The sequence below is a fragment of the Bradyrhizobium sp. B120 genome (assembly GCF_049075665.1).
Classification (GTDB): Bacteria; Pseudomonadota; Alphaproteobacteria; order Rhizobiales; family Xanthobacteraceae; genus Bradyrhizobium.
In genome coordinates this window covers 8,471,812-8,485,795 of the sequence record NZ_CP185242.1, presented here as the reverse complement: position 1 = coordinate 8,485,795, position 13,984 = coordinate 8,471,812, and the positions used below count along the sequence as shown (strand labels likewise).

Annotated in this window: 13 protein-coding genes; 12 read left to right on the top strand and 1 reads right to left on the bottom strand. The window is 64.4% G+C overall.

Annotated elements, in window-relative coordinates:
* Window positions 1–34: 34 nt before the first annotated feature.
* The 6 genes from ACOIX3_RS39365 to ACOIX3_RS39340 all read left to right on the top strand — a co-directional run bounded on the left by ACOIX3_RS39365 (window position 35) and on the right by ACOIX3_RS39340 (window position 5,569).
* Window positions 35–1,903 (top strand): putative porin, encoded by a 1,869-nt coding sequence (locus tag ACOIX3_RS39365; protein WP_420967371.1) that lies wholly within the window; start codon window positions 35–37, stop codon window positions 1,901–1,903.
* A 2-nt stretch (window positions 1,904–1,905) separates the two neighbouring features.
* Complete coding sequence (locus ACOIX3_RS39360) at window positions 1,906–2,499, top strand: hypothetical protein (RefSeq protein WP_420967370.1); 594 nt, start codon at window positions 1,906–1,908, stop codon at window positions 2,497–2,499.
* On the top strand, window positions 2,496–3,545 hold the full coding sequence (locus tag ACOIX3_RS39355; protein ID WP_420967368.1) for a peptidylprolyl isomerase: 1,050 nt from the start codon (window positions 2,496–2,498) through the stop codon (window positions 3,543–3,545). Before ACOIX3_RS39360 ends, ACOIX3_RS39355 begins: the two co-directional genes overlap by 4 nt.
* Window positions 3,546–3,558: 13 nt before the next feature.
* Window positions 3,559–4,089 carry a YbjN domain-containing protein gene (locus tag ACOIX3_RS39350; RefSeq protein ID WP_420967367.1) on the top strand — a complete coding sequence of 177 codons (531 nt, stop codon included), beginning with the start codon at window positions 3,559–3,561 and terminating at the stop codon, window positions 4,087–4,089.
* A 39-nt stretch (window positions 4,090–4,128) separates the two neighbouring features.
* Complete coding sequence (locus tag ACOIX3_RS39345) at window positions 4,129–5,022, top strand: lytic transglycosylase domain-containing protein (RefSeq protein ID WP_420967366.1); 894 nt, start codon at window positions 4,129–4,131, stop codon at window positions 5,020–5,022.
* Window positions 5,023–5,131: 109 nt separating this feature from the next.
* Window positions 5,132–5,569: a hypothetical protein gene (locus ACOIX3_RS39340; protein WP_420967365.1), complete on the top strand. Its 438-nt coding sequence runs from the start codon at window positions 5,132–5,134 to the stop codon at window positions 5,567–5,569.
* Between the two features lie 346 nt (window positions 5,570–5,915).
* Here ACOIX3_RS39340 and ACOIX3_RS39335 read toward each other — a convergent pair whose 3' ends face one another.
* On the bottom strand, window positions 5,916–6,956 hold the full coding sequence (locus tag ACOIX3_RS39335; protein WP_420967364.1) for an AraC family transcriptional regulator: 1,041 nt from the start codon (window positions 6,954–6,956) through the stop codon (window positions 5,916–5,918).
* 377 nt (window positions 6,957–7,333) lie between these two features.
* Here ACOIX3_RS39335 and ACOIX3_RS39330 point away from each other — a divergent pair, with 377 nt between their 5' ends.
* The 6 genes from ACOIX3_RS39330 (at window position 7,334) to ACOIX3_RS39305 (ending at window position 13,908) form a co-directional block, all read left to right on the top strand.
* Window positions 7,334–8,986 (top strand): fatty acid--CoA ligase, encoded by a 1,653-nt coding sequence (locus ACOIX3_RS39330; RefSeq protein WP_420967363.1) that lies wholly within the window; start codon window positions 7,334–7,336, stop codon window positions 8,984–8,986.
* 42 nt (window positions 8,987–9,028) lie between these two features.
* Window positions 9,029–9,505: a MaoC family dehydratase gene (locus ACOIX3_RS39325; RefSeq protein WP_420967362.1), complete on the top strand. Its 477-nt coding sequence runs from the start codon at window positions 9,029–9,031 to the stop codon at window positions 9,503–9,505.
* The gene (locus ACOIX3_RS39320; protein ID WP_420967361.1) at window positions 9,502–11,205 is read left to right on the top strand and encodes an alpha/beta fold hydrolase; all 1,704 of its coding nucleotides are present in this window, start codon (window positions 9,502–9,504) and stop codon (window positions 11,203–11,205) included. The genes ACOIX3_RS39325 and ACOIX3_RS39320 overlap by 4 nt, the downstream gene beginning before the upstream one ends.
* Window positions 11,198–12,148 (top strand): poly(3-hydroxyalkanoate) depolymerase, encoded by a 951-nt coding sequence (phaZ, locus tag ACOIX3_RS39315; RefSeq protein WP_420967360.1) that lies wholly within the window; start codon window positions 11,198–11,200, stop codon window positions 12,146–12,148. The genes ACOIX3_RS39320 and phaZ overlap by 8 nt, the downstream gene beginning before the upstream one ends.
* A gap of 23 nt (window positions 12,149–12,171) precedes the next feature.
* Window positions 12,172–12,600 (top strand): phasin family protein, encoded by a 429-nt coding sequence (locus ACOIX3_RS39310; protein WP_420967359.1) that lies wholly within the window; start codon window positions 12,172–12,174, stop codon window positions 12,598–12,600.
* A gap of 90 nt (window positions 12,601–12,690) precedes the next feature.
* Complete coding sequence (locus ACOIX3_RS39305; protein WP_420967358.1) at window positions 12,691–13,908, top strand: acyl-CoA dehydrogenase family protein; 1,218 nt, start codon at window positions 12,691–12,693, stop codon at window positions 13,906–13,908.
* Window positions 13,909–13,984: the final 76 nt, after the last annotated feature.

Here is a 13,984-nt window from a genome sequence, read left to right as displayed (position 1 = left end):
GAACTTCAATGTGCGAGTGAGAACTGGGGGACTGATGTTTAAGAAACGAGCTCACGCAGAATGGCGCGCGTTGCCGCTTGCGGTGTCGCTGAGCGCGCTCGCCTGCGCAACGCCGGCCGTGGCCCAGACCGCGGACCAGGCCGCCGAGCAGGGTCCCGCCGCCGCGGCGAAGCGGACCGATGCCAGGAAGCCAAAGGTGTCGAGCACCAAGCCGACATCGTCGAATGCCACCGTCAACCTCGTCAATCTCTTGGTGCAGCAGGGTGTCCTCAAGGAAGAGCAGGCCCAGGCGCTGATCAAGCAGGCCGAGGACGAGGCCTATGTCTCCCGCCAGGCCGCCAAGGATGCCACCACCAAGGCCGACGATGCCACCAAGGCCGCAACCGCTGCCGCGGCGGCGGCGCAGCCGCCCGGCACCAGGCACGTCACCTACGTTCCCGAAGTCGTCAAAAGACAGTTACGGGAAGAGATTAAGCAGGAGGTGATGGCCAAGGCACAGAAGGAAAACTGGGCGTCGCCCGGAACCTACCCGGAGTGGGCGCAACGCATCCGCTTCTACGGCGATGCGCGCGTACGCTATCAGGGCAACTATTTCCCGACCGGCAACGACCAGGCCGGCGCCATCAATTTCAACGCCATCAATACCGGTTCGCCGTACGACCTTTCGTCGATCACGAACCCTTATTCCGCGCCGACTTATGACGCCCTGCAGGATCGCAACCAGTTCCGGTTCCGCGGCCGCCTCGGCATGGAAGCGGACCTGCTATACGGGTTCACGGCCGGCCTGCGCATTGCGTCCGGCGAAAACAACTCGCCGGTGTCGACCAATCAGACGCTTGGCAGCAGCGGGGGCAACTTCTCGAAATATGACGTTTGGCTGGATCGCGGCTACATCAACTGGCAGACTTGGGGCGACGATCTGAGAATCTCCGCGGGCCGTTTCGACAATCCGTTCTGGTCGCCGACCGATCTGGTCTGGTACCGCGAACTTGGATTCGACGGTTTTGCCGTTCAGGCCAAGCACGAGGTGTGGGAGGGCTTCACGCCATTCGCGGTGGCCGGCGCATTCCCGATCTATAACACCGATTTCAACGCCGGAATCAATCTGACGACTCCGCCAACCAAGTTCGCGAGCCACGACAAGTGGCTGTTCGGAGGCCAGGTCGGTTTCAATGCGCGATTCAATCAGGACTATGCATTCCGGTTCGGCGTCGCCTACTACGACTTCGACAATGTGCAGGGCCAGCTTTCCAGTCCCTGCATCGTCGAGGTTGCAGCCGACGTTTGCGATACCGACCTGACCCGGCCGTCCTTTGCGCAGAAGGGAAACAGCTATTTCGCGCTGCGTAATATCATCCCCGATCCCCCTGGCACGGGCAACAATGGCGGCACCAGCTTCAAGTACCAGTATTTCGGACTGGTCGGCCAGTATCGCCCGGTGGTCGTCAGCGGACAGCTCGATCTCGGACAGTTCCATCCGACCCACATCGTGCTCGACGGCGAATACGTCAACAACACCGCGTTCAGCCGTTCCCTCATGAACGCTGCGGCGGTGAACAATCGCGGGCCGAGCCCGGATGGCGGCAACACGCCCGGCGCGTTCAACGGCGGCAATCAGGGTTGGCTCGGCCGCGTCACCGTCGGCGACAGGGAGATCAAGCATCTCTGGGATTGGAACGTCCACGCCGGCTACAAATACCTCGAATCCGACGCCACCATCGATGCTTTCGCCGACTCCGACTTCGGTCTCGGCGGCACCAACCTCAAGGGCTATTTCGTCGGCGGCAATATCGGTCTCGGCGAGAATGTCTGGGCGACCTTGCGCTGGATGAGCGCCAACAGCATCGCCGGCAACCCCTATGCCGTCGACGTCCTGCAAGTCGACCTCAACGCGAAGTTCTGACCATGCGCATCGCACTCTTCGTCCTGATGATGGTGATCGGAGCATTGAGCTCCGGCACCGCATTCGCCCAGTCCGAGACCGACCGCCTGCGCGACGCCCTGCGCAGCGCGACGGCGCAGACCCGTGCGCTGGAAGACCAGCGCACGGCGTTGCAGGCCAAGGTCGCCGACGCCGATCGCGAGAAGGCGGCGGCCAAGAAGGAGGTCGACGACCTCAAGGCGCAGCTGAAGAAAGCCGACAAGGAGCATCGCGACGCCGTCGACGAGTTCAATCAACGGCTCGCCGAACGTGACGAGACGCTGGAGAAGTGGAAGTCGGCCTATGAGGAGGCGGCCACCGTTGCCCGCGCCAAGGACGCCGAGCGCGCCAAGTTCGAAGGTGAGGCCACCGCCTACAAGGCCAGCACCAAGAGCTGCGTCGCCAAGAACACCCAGCTGATCAAGGCCGGCAAGGAGATGGTGCAGCGCTACAAGGACCTGACCATCGGCGAGATCGTGGTCTCGCGTGAGCCGATGATTCAGCAGCGCCGCGTCGAAATCCAGAACCAGCTGCAGGACAGCACCGATAAGTTCCTCGATCAGAAGGTGAATCCATGACGACCGCCACTATCGTGAAGCCGCTCCGGTCGATCGGTCTCGCCGTCGCCATTGCGGCTTTCGTTGCGCCGCTCGATGCCTCGGCGCAGGCCCAGACCCAGGCTCCCGCGCCGCGCGCCGTGCAGGCTCCGGTCAGGAAGCCGCAGCCCCAGCCCGCGGCGCAGGCGCAAGCCGCCGCCACACCCGCGCCGGCTCCGGTCGCGGCTGCGGCGAAGTCCGCCGCGCCCGAGAATGTCATCGCGCGGGTCGGCGAGACCAACATCTCGGCCGATGATCTCCGCAGCTATGTCGCAGCCCTCGCCCCGCGCGAGCAGGCTGCGCTGGCCAAGGATCCGGCCATGCTGAGCCAGGCGGTCCGGCTGCTGCTCGCCAACCGCCTCGTACTGCAGGAGGCGGTGGCGAAGAAGTGGGATCAGCAACCCGCCGTCGCCGCGCAACTCGACCGGGCGCGCGAGGGCGCGGTGGTCGAGCTCTACCTGCAATCGGTGTCGACGCCGCCGGCGAACTTTCCGAGCGAGGACGATCTGCAGAAGGTCTATGAGGCCAATCGCGCCGCATTCCTGATGCCGCGGCAGTTCCAGCTCGCGCAGATCTTCGTCGCCGCTCCGAAGGAGGGCGACAAGGCCGCCGAGGACAAGGCGAAGCAGGAGCTCGACGACGTGCAGCGCAAGCTGAAGGCGCCGGGAGCCGACTTCGCGGCGATCGCGCGCGGCGACAACAACGCCGCCAAGGATGCCGGCGACCTCGGCTGGGTTGCCGAGAGCCAAATCCGTCCGGAGATCCGCAACCAGGTGATGGGGCTCGCCAAGAACAGCGTGTCCGAGCCGATCAAGCTCGACGACGGCTGGCACATCATCAAGCTGCTCGACACCAAGGCGTCCTATACCCGCACCTTGCCGGAAGTGCGCGACCAGCTGGTGCTGCAGATCCGCTCCGAGCGGTCGAACATGATGCGGCGGGCCTATCTCGCCGAGTTGCTGAAGCAACATCCGCCCGTCCTCAACGAGCTTGCCCTGTCGAGCCTGCTCGACGCGTCGAAAAAGTAATACGGAGACCAACATGTCCGAGATCATCACCAAGCTCACCATCGACGGATTGCGCGACAGCTTCCAGAATGTCGGCTATCGCGTCGAAACGCTGACCGATCCGGTCGCCAACACGACCTATCTGCGCTCGGCGACGGCGGGGCTCGGCTTCGAGATCCGGCCGGGTAACCAGCTCGTCGGCGAGGAGCACAGCTTTGTCGACGCCACGCTGGTCACCACGCTTCAGGTGCAGGGCGAGCTGCCGCTCGACCTCGTCAATCGCTGGAACACGACGCGGCGGTTCGGGCGGCTGCAGTTCAGCCAACCGTTCCTGATGTTCTGCCTCGATGTCTCCGTGGCCGGCGGCGTGGCGCCGGACTTTGTACGGGCGCAGATCGAGGTCTGGGACCGGCTGGTTCAGGAGCTGATCGCCTATCTGCGCGAGGAGCTGCCGAAGATCGTCGCCCGCAATGGCGCGGCGGCTGTCCCGCAGCCGAGTGCGCCGGCCCAGCAGCCGGCGCATGAGCACGCCGCGGAAGCGGGGGCAGTTCCCACCATCCAGTAAATCATGCGGACACGCGACGATCAGGGCCGTAAGCGACCGATGAATGACGGCGCCTCAACGATGAAGGCGAGCAGCTTCAGCCGATGGCGGAAGCGGCGCGATCCTGCTCGTCACCGGGGCAGCCGCATCGCAGCCGGCGGCATTGTGCTCGCGCTTTGTCTTGTTCAGCCTGCCCATGCCGAGGGAGAGAGGCCGGCGTCGTCCTTCAGCACGCGCTTTGCCGCCGTCGAGTCGGCCGACCCTTCAGCCGACGCCACGGCAAAGCCGCCGGCCGAGGCCACGGCGAAGCCGGCCGTGCCGGCCAAAGATGTGGCGAAGGACGCCGGCGGGAAAACGCTCCCGCCTCCGCCAGTAAGCCAGCCCGCGGTGTCGGACGCGCGCATGCGCTATCGCGCGCTGATCGAGAAGGAGGCGGCGGGAAGCGGGCTTGCGCCCGAGATCGCCGAGGCGGTGATGGGCGTCGAGAGCGGCTACAATCCCGACGTGATCGGCGGCGTCGGCGAAATCGGGTTGATGCAGCTGCTGCCGTCGACCGCGCGCATGCTCGGCTTTTCCGGCTCGCTTGCCGAACTCGCGATTCCCGAAAACAACATTCACTTCGGCGTCATGTATCTTGCGCAGGCATGGCGCCTTGCCGGCGGCGACCTGTGCACCGCGGTCATGAAGTACCGCGCAGGTCATGGCGAGACCCGCTTCTCCTATCTGTCGGTGAATTATTGCGTGGCGGTGCGCGCCCGGCTGTTTGCCCGCGGCTTTCGGGTGACCGGCACCGTGCCGGTCGCGACCTTCGGCGAACCGGGCCGTGCCGGCGGCGGTGGCGGCGGATGTGGCCGCAAATGCCTCGGCGGCGGCGGACGCATCGGGCGCGTCGATCTCGTCGCACTCAACACGCGGCTCAACGCGCTTGTGATCCAGGTCCGGGGAGGGAAGTAGCAAGGCCGGGCTGCCCGAATTCATACCGTTACCTTGATATCCTCGCTTGATATCCGCCCTTGGCTTCCTATCGTTTGGAACAATTCTGGTCCTGCAAGGAGCAGCACCGATGAAAGTGATCATGTTGGCGATTGCCGTTGCCGGATTGTCGGCGATGCAGGCGCAGGCGCAGACGCAGACGCAGCAACACACGCCGCTGCCGGAAATTGTCGTCGGCACACCGCCGCCGGCGCTCAACCTCAACCGCGACACCAGTGGCGGCACCGGCCGGGCCGCGGCAAGAGGTAGCGCCGCCGGCGCGCCCGCCGGGGGCTGCGGCGATGCGGCCTCGCTTGGCTGCATCAACGAGCGGTTGAAGAAGCAGGTCGACCAGGTCAATCCGCCCGTCACCAACACGCCGCCGATCGACGCGAAATCGCAGGATCTCAAGGTGGGCGTGGTCAACATCCCGGCGGTGCAGCAGCAATATGGCCGCAACTTCGGGGTCTCGGCGTTTCCGTATCGCCCGGCCGCGCCGGTCTACACGTCGCCGGTCGGACGTCGGTGACGATCGTCGATGTCCGATGATGCTCGATCTTGGTGATGCGACTCGTCACATTTCCGATGGTGGCGTATGGGAAAATGAAGACGGCAATCGCTTACTGATTCTCAACCGCTTGCTGACTTCATGCGTAAATCCGATGTGACGTGTCCAAAATGCCAAGCCGGCTATCGCCGGATCGAACTGACGTCGAAGGGCGGCGCGGCAGGCGAGTTTCTATGCCTGGTTTGCCATGAAGTCCTCGAGAGGATGGACGGTTCGACCGACGTCGCTTTCCGCCTGACGGTACAGCCCAACACGAACTCCTACGCGTTTTAGGACCGGCACCCCTGAAAGCGTGCGGGCACGAACGCTATTCGCCGCGGATGTCGCTTGGGGCCTTGTTGGTCCAGCGGTGAAACGCGCGCCGGAAGTTTGCCGCATCGCTGAAGCCGAGCGCCAATGCGATGTCGTCATTGGCCAGCGTCGTGCTGCGGAGATATTTCAGCGCAATCTGGGTTCGCAGCTCGTCGTGCAGTCCCCGGAAGGAAAAGCCCTGCTGACGAAGCTGGCGGCGCAACGACCGGTCGTTCACGCCGAGCAGCTTGGCGATGGCCTCGAAGGTCGGCGGGTTTGCGATGTCGCGGAGCAGGATGGCGCGGATTTTTCCGGCAATGCCGGTCCGCAATCTCAAGTCTCCGAGCAAGTCGTCGCAGAGCGCGACGATGGTCGGATACGTCGTCTTGTTGCCGAGATCCGCTCTCCGGTCCAGCAACTGCGCCTTGAACACGATCTGGTTGGCCGGCTGATCGAAGCGCACCGGACACCCGACATGATCGAGCGGAAGATCGAAGTCCTGCGCCTGCGGATAGGCGAGCGTGATTTCAAGGGGAGCGAAGCTTGGTCCCATGATGTCGCGCATCAGCGAAATGTGGATGCCGATCTGCATCTCGGCGACGAACCGGTACAGCGCGGAATCAGAAAGTGCGTGCAGATTGGGCTCGATGATCCATCTCGCATGGGCCTTGTCCTCGCTGAATTCGATCGTCGCCAGCGGCGCGGCGAGCGCGTGGTAGCGCATCGCAAATTCCATTGCCTTGCGAAAGTCCGGGCAGCACAGCAGCGCATAGCCGTACATTCCGTAGGTCGAGATGTGGATCGATGCGCCGATGCGATAGGGCAAATGACGGTCGGTCGACAGGCGCCGCGCGTTTTGACAAACCGTCATCAGCTGCGTCAGCGAGATCCGCGCCTGCGGTGAGTGGACATCGGCCAGCGGAATGCGGGTGTCGCGCAGGATGGCGTCGGCCGGGACGCCGGCGCCGGCCAGCATGTCGAAGACGGCGCCAAGCTTGGTCGTCTCATAGACCTTGTCGCCGGTGCCGACGGTCAGGATATCGTTGCGGGAGCCCACAGGCCTCTTCAGTCGCGTGGTTGGTTGCAAAGTGAACCAGCCTTTCCTTCGGTCGGAAAGCAGTGCGCCGCAAACCTGGCCCGGGTGGATTTCCGTTCGCGAGCCCTCGGAACATAGCCGGTTCGCGCCAAAACCCAAGACTCATCAATGGGCCTCCCTTGCTGCGCAGCAGCAAGACCGTCGCCATTGCACCTTGTCCGGTTGAGACCCCGCCGATGTCCGTTTCGGACCTTCACAAATCTCGGGCGTCACGCGAGGCTTCGTCCTAATGTCACACGGTCAGACCGTCGTGATGCAGCACGGCAGACCACACGATCCGCTCGTTTAGAACTGCGGACGCAACGGTCGGAGGACATGCCAGGTCGAGGGAGGCTTCCATGGTCGGAAGGCTGATTCAGACTGCCCAATCCGCCTATCACTATCCGCTCATCTTCAAGCAGCTTTGGCACACGCCGAGCGTGCAGGCGCCGGACCAGGAGATCGTCTATCGCGATCTCAAGCGTCAGACCTATCGACAGACCCGAGAGCGGATCGGCCGCCTCGCCTCGGCACTCAGCAAGGCCGGCGTCGAGCCCGGCGACACCGTCGGCGTACTCGAATGGGACAGCCATCGCTTCCTCGAAGCCTTCTTCGCGATCCCGATGATGGGGGCCGTGCTGCAGACGGTGAACGTCCGCCTGTCGCCGGAGCAGATCGCCTACACGATCGATCACGCCGGCGCGTCGACGCTGCTGGTCAATGAGGAGTTCGTCGGACTGCTTGAGGGCATCAAGGCGCAGTTGCCCAAGGTCAAGCGGATGATCGTGATGTCGGACAAGCCGTCGCCGCAGACCGGCAGCCTGTCCTTCATCGGCGAATATGAGAACCTGCTTGCGGCGGCATCGCCGGATTACGACTTTCCCGATTTCGACGAGAACACCCAGGCCACCACCTTCTACACGACCGGCACCACCGGTCTGCCCAAGGGCGTCTATTACAGCCACCGCCAGCTCGTGCTGCACACGATCGCCGGTCTCGCACTGTTCGGCATGGCCGGGTCGCAGGGGCGCTTCTCGCGCGACGACGTCTACATGCCGATCACGCCGATGTTCCACGTTCATGCCTGGGGCTTTCCATGGTCGGCGACGCTGGCCGGCACCAAGCAGGTCTATCCCGGCCGCTACGAGCCGGCGATGCTGGTCAAGCTGATCAAGAGCGAAGGCGTCACCTTCACCCACGGCGTGCCGACCATCCTGCAGATGTTGCTCAACGCCGCCGCTGCGGCCAAGGTCGATCTCAAGGGCCTCAAGATGGTGATCGGCGGCTCTGCGTTGCCGAAGGCGCTGGCCAAGCAGGCGATGGAGGCCGGCATCGACATCTTCGCGGGTTACGGCATGTCGGAGACCGGTCCGCTTGCCGCGGTGTCCCATGTGCAATCCAGGGATCTCAGCGGCGATCCTGACGGCGAGGTCGAATTCCGCACCCGCGCCGGCATGGCCGGCCCGCTGGTCGACCTGCGCATCGTCGATCCCGACATGAAGGACGTGCCGCATGACGGCAAGTCGCCCGGCGAGATCGTGCTGCGGGCGCCCTGGCTTACCCAGGGCTACTTCAACAACCCCGAAGGCTCGGAGCAGCTCTGGGAAGGCGGCTATCTGCACACCAGCGATATCGCCGTGGTCAGCCCGGGCGGCTACGTCCAGATCACCGACCGGATCAAGGATGTGATCAAGACCGGCGGCGAATGGGTCTCCTCGCTGCAGATCGAGGATCTGATCTCGCAATGCGCCGGCGTGGCCGAGGCCGCGGTGATCGGCGTCAAGGACGAGAAATGGGGCGAGCGGCCGCTCGCGCTGGTGGTCAAGAAGCCGTCGGGTGCCGACGGCCTCAGCGACGAGGCCATCAAGGATCATCTCAAGCTGTTCGCCGACAAGGGCGTGATCTCGAAATACGGCATCCCCGGCAAGATCCTGTTCATCGACAGCATTCCCAAGACCAGCGTCGGCAAGATCAACAAGAAGGAGCTCCGCGAGCTGTACGGCGACATGTGACGGCTCGAGTGCAGTCGAGAAAAGATCGTGGAGGACGATGTCATGAGCAACCTCACACTTGCCGGCCTGGGCGAACACCTCGGAAAGGAGCTCGGGCTCTCCGATTGGGTCACGATCGATCAGCAACGCATCGACGCGTTCGCGTCCTGCACCGGCGATCACCAGTGGATCCATGTCGACGTCGAGCGAGCGAAACGGGAGAGTCCGTTCCGCGGTCCGATCGCGCATGGCTATCTGACGCTCGCGATGGTGGCGCCGCTGGCGATGCAGGTCGGCATCATCCCGCGCGATGCCGCCGCCGGGTTGAACTACGGCGTCGACAAGGTGCGCTTCCTGGCGCCGGTGCCATCAGGCGCGCGGGTGCGGCTGCGGGTCGTGCTGTCCGGCATTGAGCCGAGGGACGGCGGCCAGGTGATCATGAAAACCCTCAACACGCTGGAGGTCGAAGGTTCCGAAAAGCCGGCGCTGATCGCCGAAACGCTGGCCCTTCTGATTCCCGCGGCGGGAGCAAAGCAATGAGCACGGAAAATCGCAGCCCGGAGTCCTCGGCGTCTGACATGTCCGAGGCGGCGTCGAGGAATACGCTGGCACTCAATCCGCTGGTCGGCATCCAGGGGCAGGACCTCGTCGAGGGCGCCGGGGTCCTGTTCAAAGCGGTCATCAACGAGCCGAAGGTCGCGACCGAGCAGTGGCTGTCCTTCGTCGGCGAGCTCGGCTCGATCGCTGCCGGGAAGTCCGAGCGGGCGCCGAAGGCCGGCGACAAGCGGTTTGCCGATCCGACCTGGAAGGAGAGCTCGCTGCATTCCGGCCTGCTCAAGGCCTATCTGGCGTGGGGCGAGGCGGTCAACGGCCTGGTCGACAAGACCAGCCTCAGCGACATCGACAAGCAGCGCGCGCATCTGATCACGGATATCCTGATCGATGCGGTCGCGCCGACCAACACCATGCTCACCAACCCGGCGGCGGTCCGCAAGTTCATCGACACCGGCGGGCAGAGCCTGTGGAGCGGCCTGAAGAACTACATCGGCGACCTGACGCAGAATCGCGGCATGCCGTCGATGGTGGACATGAGCGCGTTCAAGGTCGGCGAGAACCTTGCGACCACGCCGGGCGCGGTGATCTTCCGCAACGAGCTGATCGAGTTGATCCAGTACACCCCGACGACGCCGACGGTCAGGAAGCGGCCGCTCGTGATCACGCCGCCGCAGATCAACAAGTACTACGCGCTCGATCTGTCGCCGGACAAGAGCATGGTGCGCTTCCTGCTCGAGAGCGGCTTCCAGGTCTTTGCCGTGAGCTGGCGCAACCCGACGGCGGCGCACCGCGACTGGGGGCTCGACACCTATGTCGCCGCGCTCGACGAGGCGGTCGACGCGGCGCGCGAAATTTCCGGCAGCGAGGACATCTCGATGATGGGATCCTGTTCCGGCGGCATCACCTCGACGGCCTATTTCGCGACCCTCGGCAGCGCCACTGAGAAGAAGATCAAGAACCTGGTGCTGGCGGTCTGCCTGCTCGATCCCAACTCGGCCGAGGAGAGCACGTTCGGCTGCCTGATGACGCCGGAGACCATGCGTGCGGCCAAGGCGACCTCGCAGTTGCGCGGCATCGTCGACGGCCACGACCTGGCGCGGATGTTCGCCTGGATGCGGCCCAACGACCTGATCTGGAACTACTGGGTCAACAACTATCTGCTCGGCAACCAGCCGCCGGCGTTCGACATCCTGTACTGGAACGCCGACACGACGCGCCTGCCGGCGGCGCTGCACGGCGACTATCTCGATCTCTATTTCTCCAACCCGTTCGTCAACGCCGGCAAGCTGACGCTCAACGACAAGACCATCGACATGAGCAAGGTCAAGGCCGACAGCTACGTGGTCGCGGGGTCGACCGACCACATCACGCCATGGAAGGGCGTCTACAAGACCGCCCAGATCATGGGCGAGGGCACCACCTTTGTGCTGTCGAACAGCGGGCACCTGCAGAGCCTGATCAATCCGCCGAGCAATCCGAAGGCGTCCTTCATGATCGGGCCGATCTCCAAGGAAAAGCCCGATGCGTTCATGGCCTCGGCGGAGAAGCGCAAGGGCAGCTGGTGGCTCGACTGGCGCGACTGGCTGCAGGCGCGCTCGGGTGACGAGGTGGCAGCGCCCGCCTCGCTCGGCAGCGCACGCCATCCATCCCTTGGCGCGGCACCGGGGACCTACGTCTTTGAGTGACGATTTCACCAGCGCCGATACGGCGAGGCCTGCAACGGTTGCGCAGCCCGGCACGATCGAGACGCGGCAGATCACGATCGACGACCAGTTGCTTCAGGTCGCGATCCGACACGGCGACGGCAGCGGGCCGCCATTACTGTTGTTCAACGGGATCGGCGCCAATTGGGAGCTGGCGAAGCCGTTCCTCGACGCGCTGACCGGCACCACTGCCATCATCTTCGACGTGCCCGGCGTCGGCGGATCGCCGAGGCCGGCATGGCCGTATCGTCCGTCGACCCTGGCGCGGCTTGCCGCCGGGCTCGTTGCGGAGCTTGGCTATGCCGAGGTCGATGTCGCCGGCGTGTCCTGGGGCGGCGGCATCGCGCAGCAATTCGCGCATCAGTTTCCAAAGCGCTGCCGCCGCCTGGTGCTTGCCGCGACCGCGCCCGGTTTCACCATGGTGCCGGCAAGCCCGTCGGTGCTGTGGAAGATGGCGACGCCGCGCCGCTACACCGACAAGGGCTACATGAAGACGATCGCCGCCGACATCTATGGCGGGGCGTTCCGCGACGATCCGTCATTGATCGGCCGGCATGCGGCCGCGATGCACGGCGCGCGCAGCATGGGCTATCTTTATCAACTGCTCGCGATGACCGGCTGGACCAGCCTGCCCTGGCTGTGGTCGTTGCCGCAGCCGACGCTGATCCTGATGGGCAGTGACGATCCGCTGGTCCCTCCGGTCAACGGTCAGATCATGGCGAGCCTGATCCCGAACGCCGAACTGCGCCTGATCGACGACGGACACCTGTTCATGGTGACGCGGCCAAAGGAAACCGCCGACTTGATCGAGGCGTTTCTGGCCGACGAGAGCCGTCAGGCCGTGTCGTCATCCCTGCTCTCGCGAACGACGAGCTACTTCAGGGATCTCGTTCCAACGTCCGGAGGCGGACAGCAGAAGCCTTAAACACAGCAACCAGGGAGGATATCGTGACCGACAATACCTCTTACATCGACATGCTGCGCAAGTTCGGCAGCGATCTCGGCTTGCCGAAGTTGAATGTGGACGAATTGCTGCAGGCGCAGAAGAAGAACCTCGAGGCGCTCGGCCAGAGCGCGAAGGTTGCGGCCCAGGGCGCGCAATCGGTGGCGCAGAAGCAGCGCGAGGTGATCGAGGCGGGCTTGCGCGAGGCCTCGACCTTGGCGCGCGAGTACAAGCCGCTCGGCAAGATTCATGAGAACCTCGCCCTGCAAACCGAATTCGCGCGGAAGGTGTTCGATATCGCGGTCAAGGGCGCGCAGGACAGCGCGTCGACGGCGCGGCAGTCGACCACGGAAGCGGTGAAGATCATCCAGGACCGGATGAAGGAGAATTTTGAGGAGTTCCGCGCCGGCGTCCGCCCGAACAAGCCGACCTGACCTCACGATGAGATGAATCCCGGCAGGGCGTAGGTCCTGCCGGGAGCGCGACATTAGGGCGAAGCATCGCCATGCATCAGGGAGGACACCATGGCCAACGCGCAGGCGACACGGTCGGGCAAGCCGGATTACGCGCCGCCGCCGATCAACGGCGACTTCTACGGGATTGCCACTGTCCTCAATGACAAGGAGCGCGCGCTGGTGCGGCGCGTGCGCGAGTTCACGGAGGGTGTCGTCGCGCCTGTGATCGAGGAGTTCTGGAGCCGCGACGAATTTCCGTTCGCGATCATCCCTGACATGGCCGAGATCGGCATCGGCGGCGTCGGCTACCAGGGCTATGGCGCGGCGGGCGGCAGCTGGCTGCTGAACGGCTTCGTCGCGATGGAATTGGCGCGGGTCGATTCCTCGGTCGCGACCTTCTGGGGCGTGCACACCGGGCTTTCGGCGGGCTCGATCTATCTGTGCGGCGACGAGGTGCAAAAGCAGCGCTGGCTGCCTGCGATGATGCGCTTCGAGCAGATCGGCTCGTTCGGTCTCACGGAGCCGCTGGTCGGCTCGGCGACCTCGGGCGGGATGCTGACCACCTGCCGGCGCGAGGGTGACGTCTGGATTCTCAACGGCCAGAAGAAGTGGATCGGCAACGCCACCTTCGCCGACATCAACGTGATCTGGGCGCGCGAGGAGGGCTCGAACCAGGTCAAGGGCTTTGTCGTGGCCAAGGACAATCCCGGCTTCTCGGTCGAGAAGATCAAGACCAAGATGGCGCTGCGCGTGGTGCAAAACGGCCTGATCACCCTGAAGGACTGCCGCGTGCCCGAGGCGGACCGGCTGCAAAACGCCAACTCCTTCAAGGACACCGCCAAGGTGCTGCGCATGACCCGCACCGGGGTGGCATGGTTTGCCGTCGGCTGCGCGATGGGCGCCTATGAGCATGCGCTGCGTTATGCGACCGAGCGGCAGCAGTTCGGCAGGCCGATCGGCGGCTTCCAGCTCGTGCAGGATCTGCTGGTCCGGATGCTCGGCAACGTCACCGCGACCCAGGCGATGATGCTGCGGCTCGGACAGATGCAGGACGAGGGCGTGATGCTGGACGAGCATGCCTCGCTGGCGAAGGCGTTCTGCACCGTCAAATGCCGCGAGACGGTCGGCTATGCGCGCGAGCTGCTGGGCGGCAACGGCATCCTGCTCGAGAACCATATCGGCCGCTTCGTGGCCGATGCCGAGGCGATCTATTCCTACGAGGGCACCCGCGAGATGAACACCCTGATCGTCGGCAAGTCGATCACGGGATTGAGCGCCTTCGTCTGAGGCGTTGCAAGGCGTCTAATACCGTCATTGCGAGGAGCGAAGCGACGAAGCAATCCATCTTTCCGCGCGGTCGGCA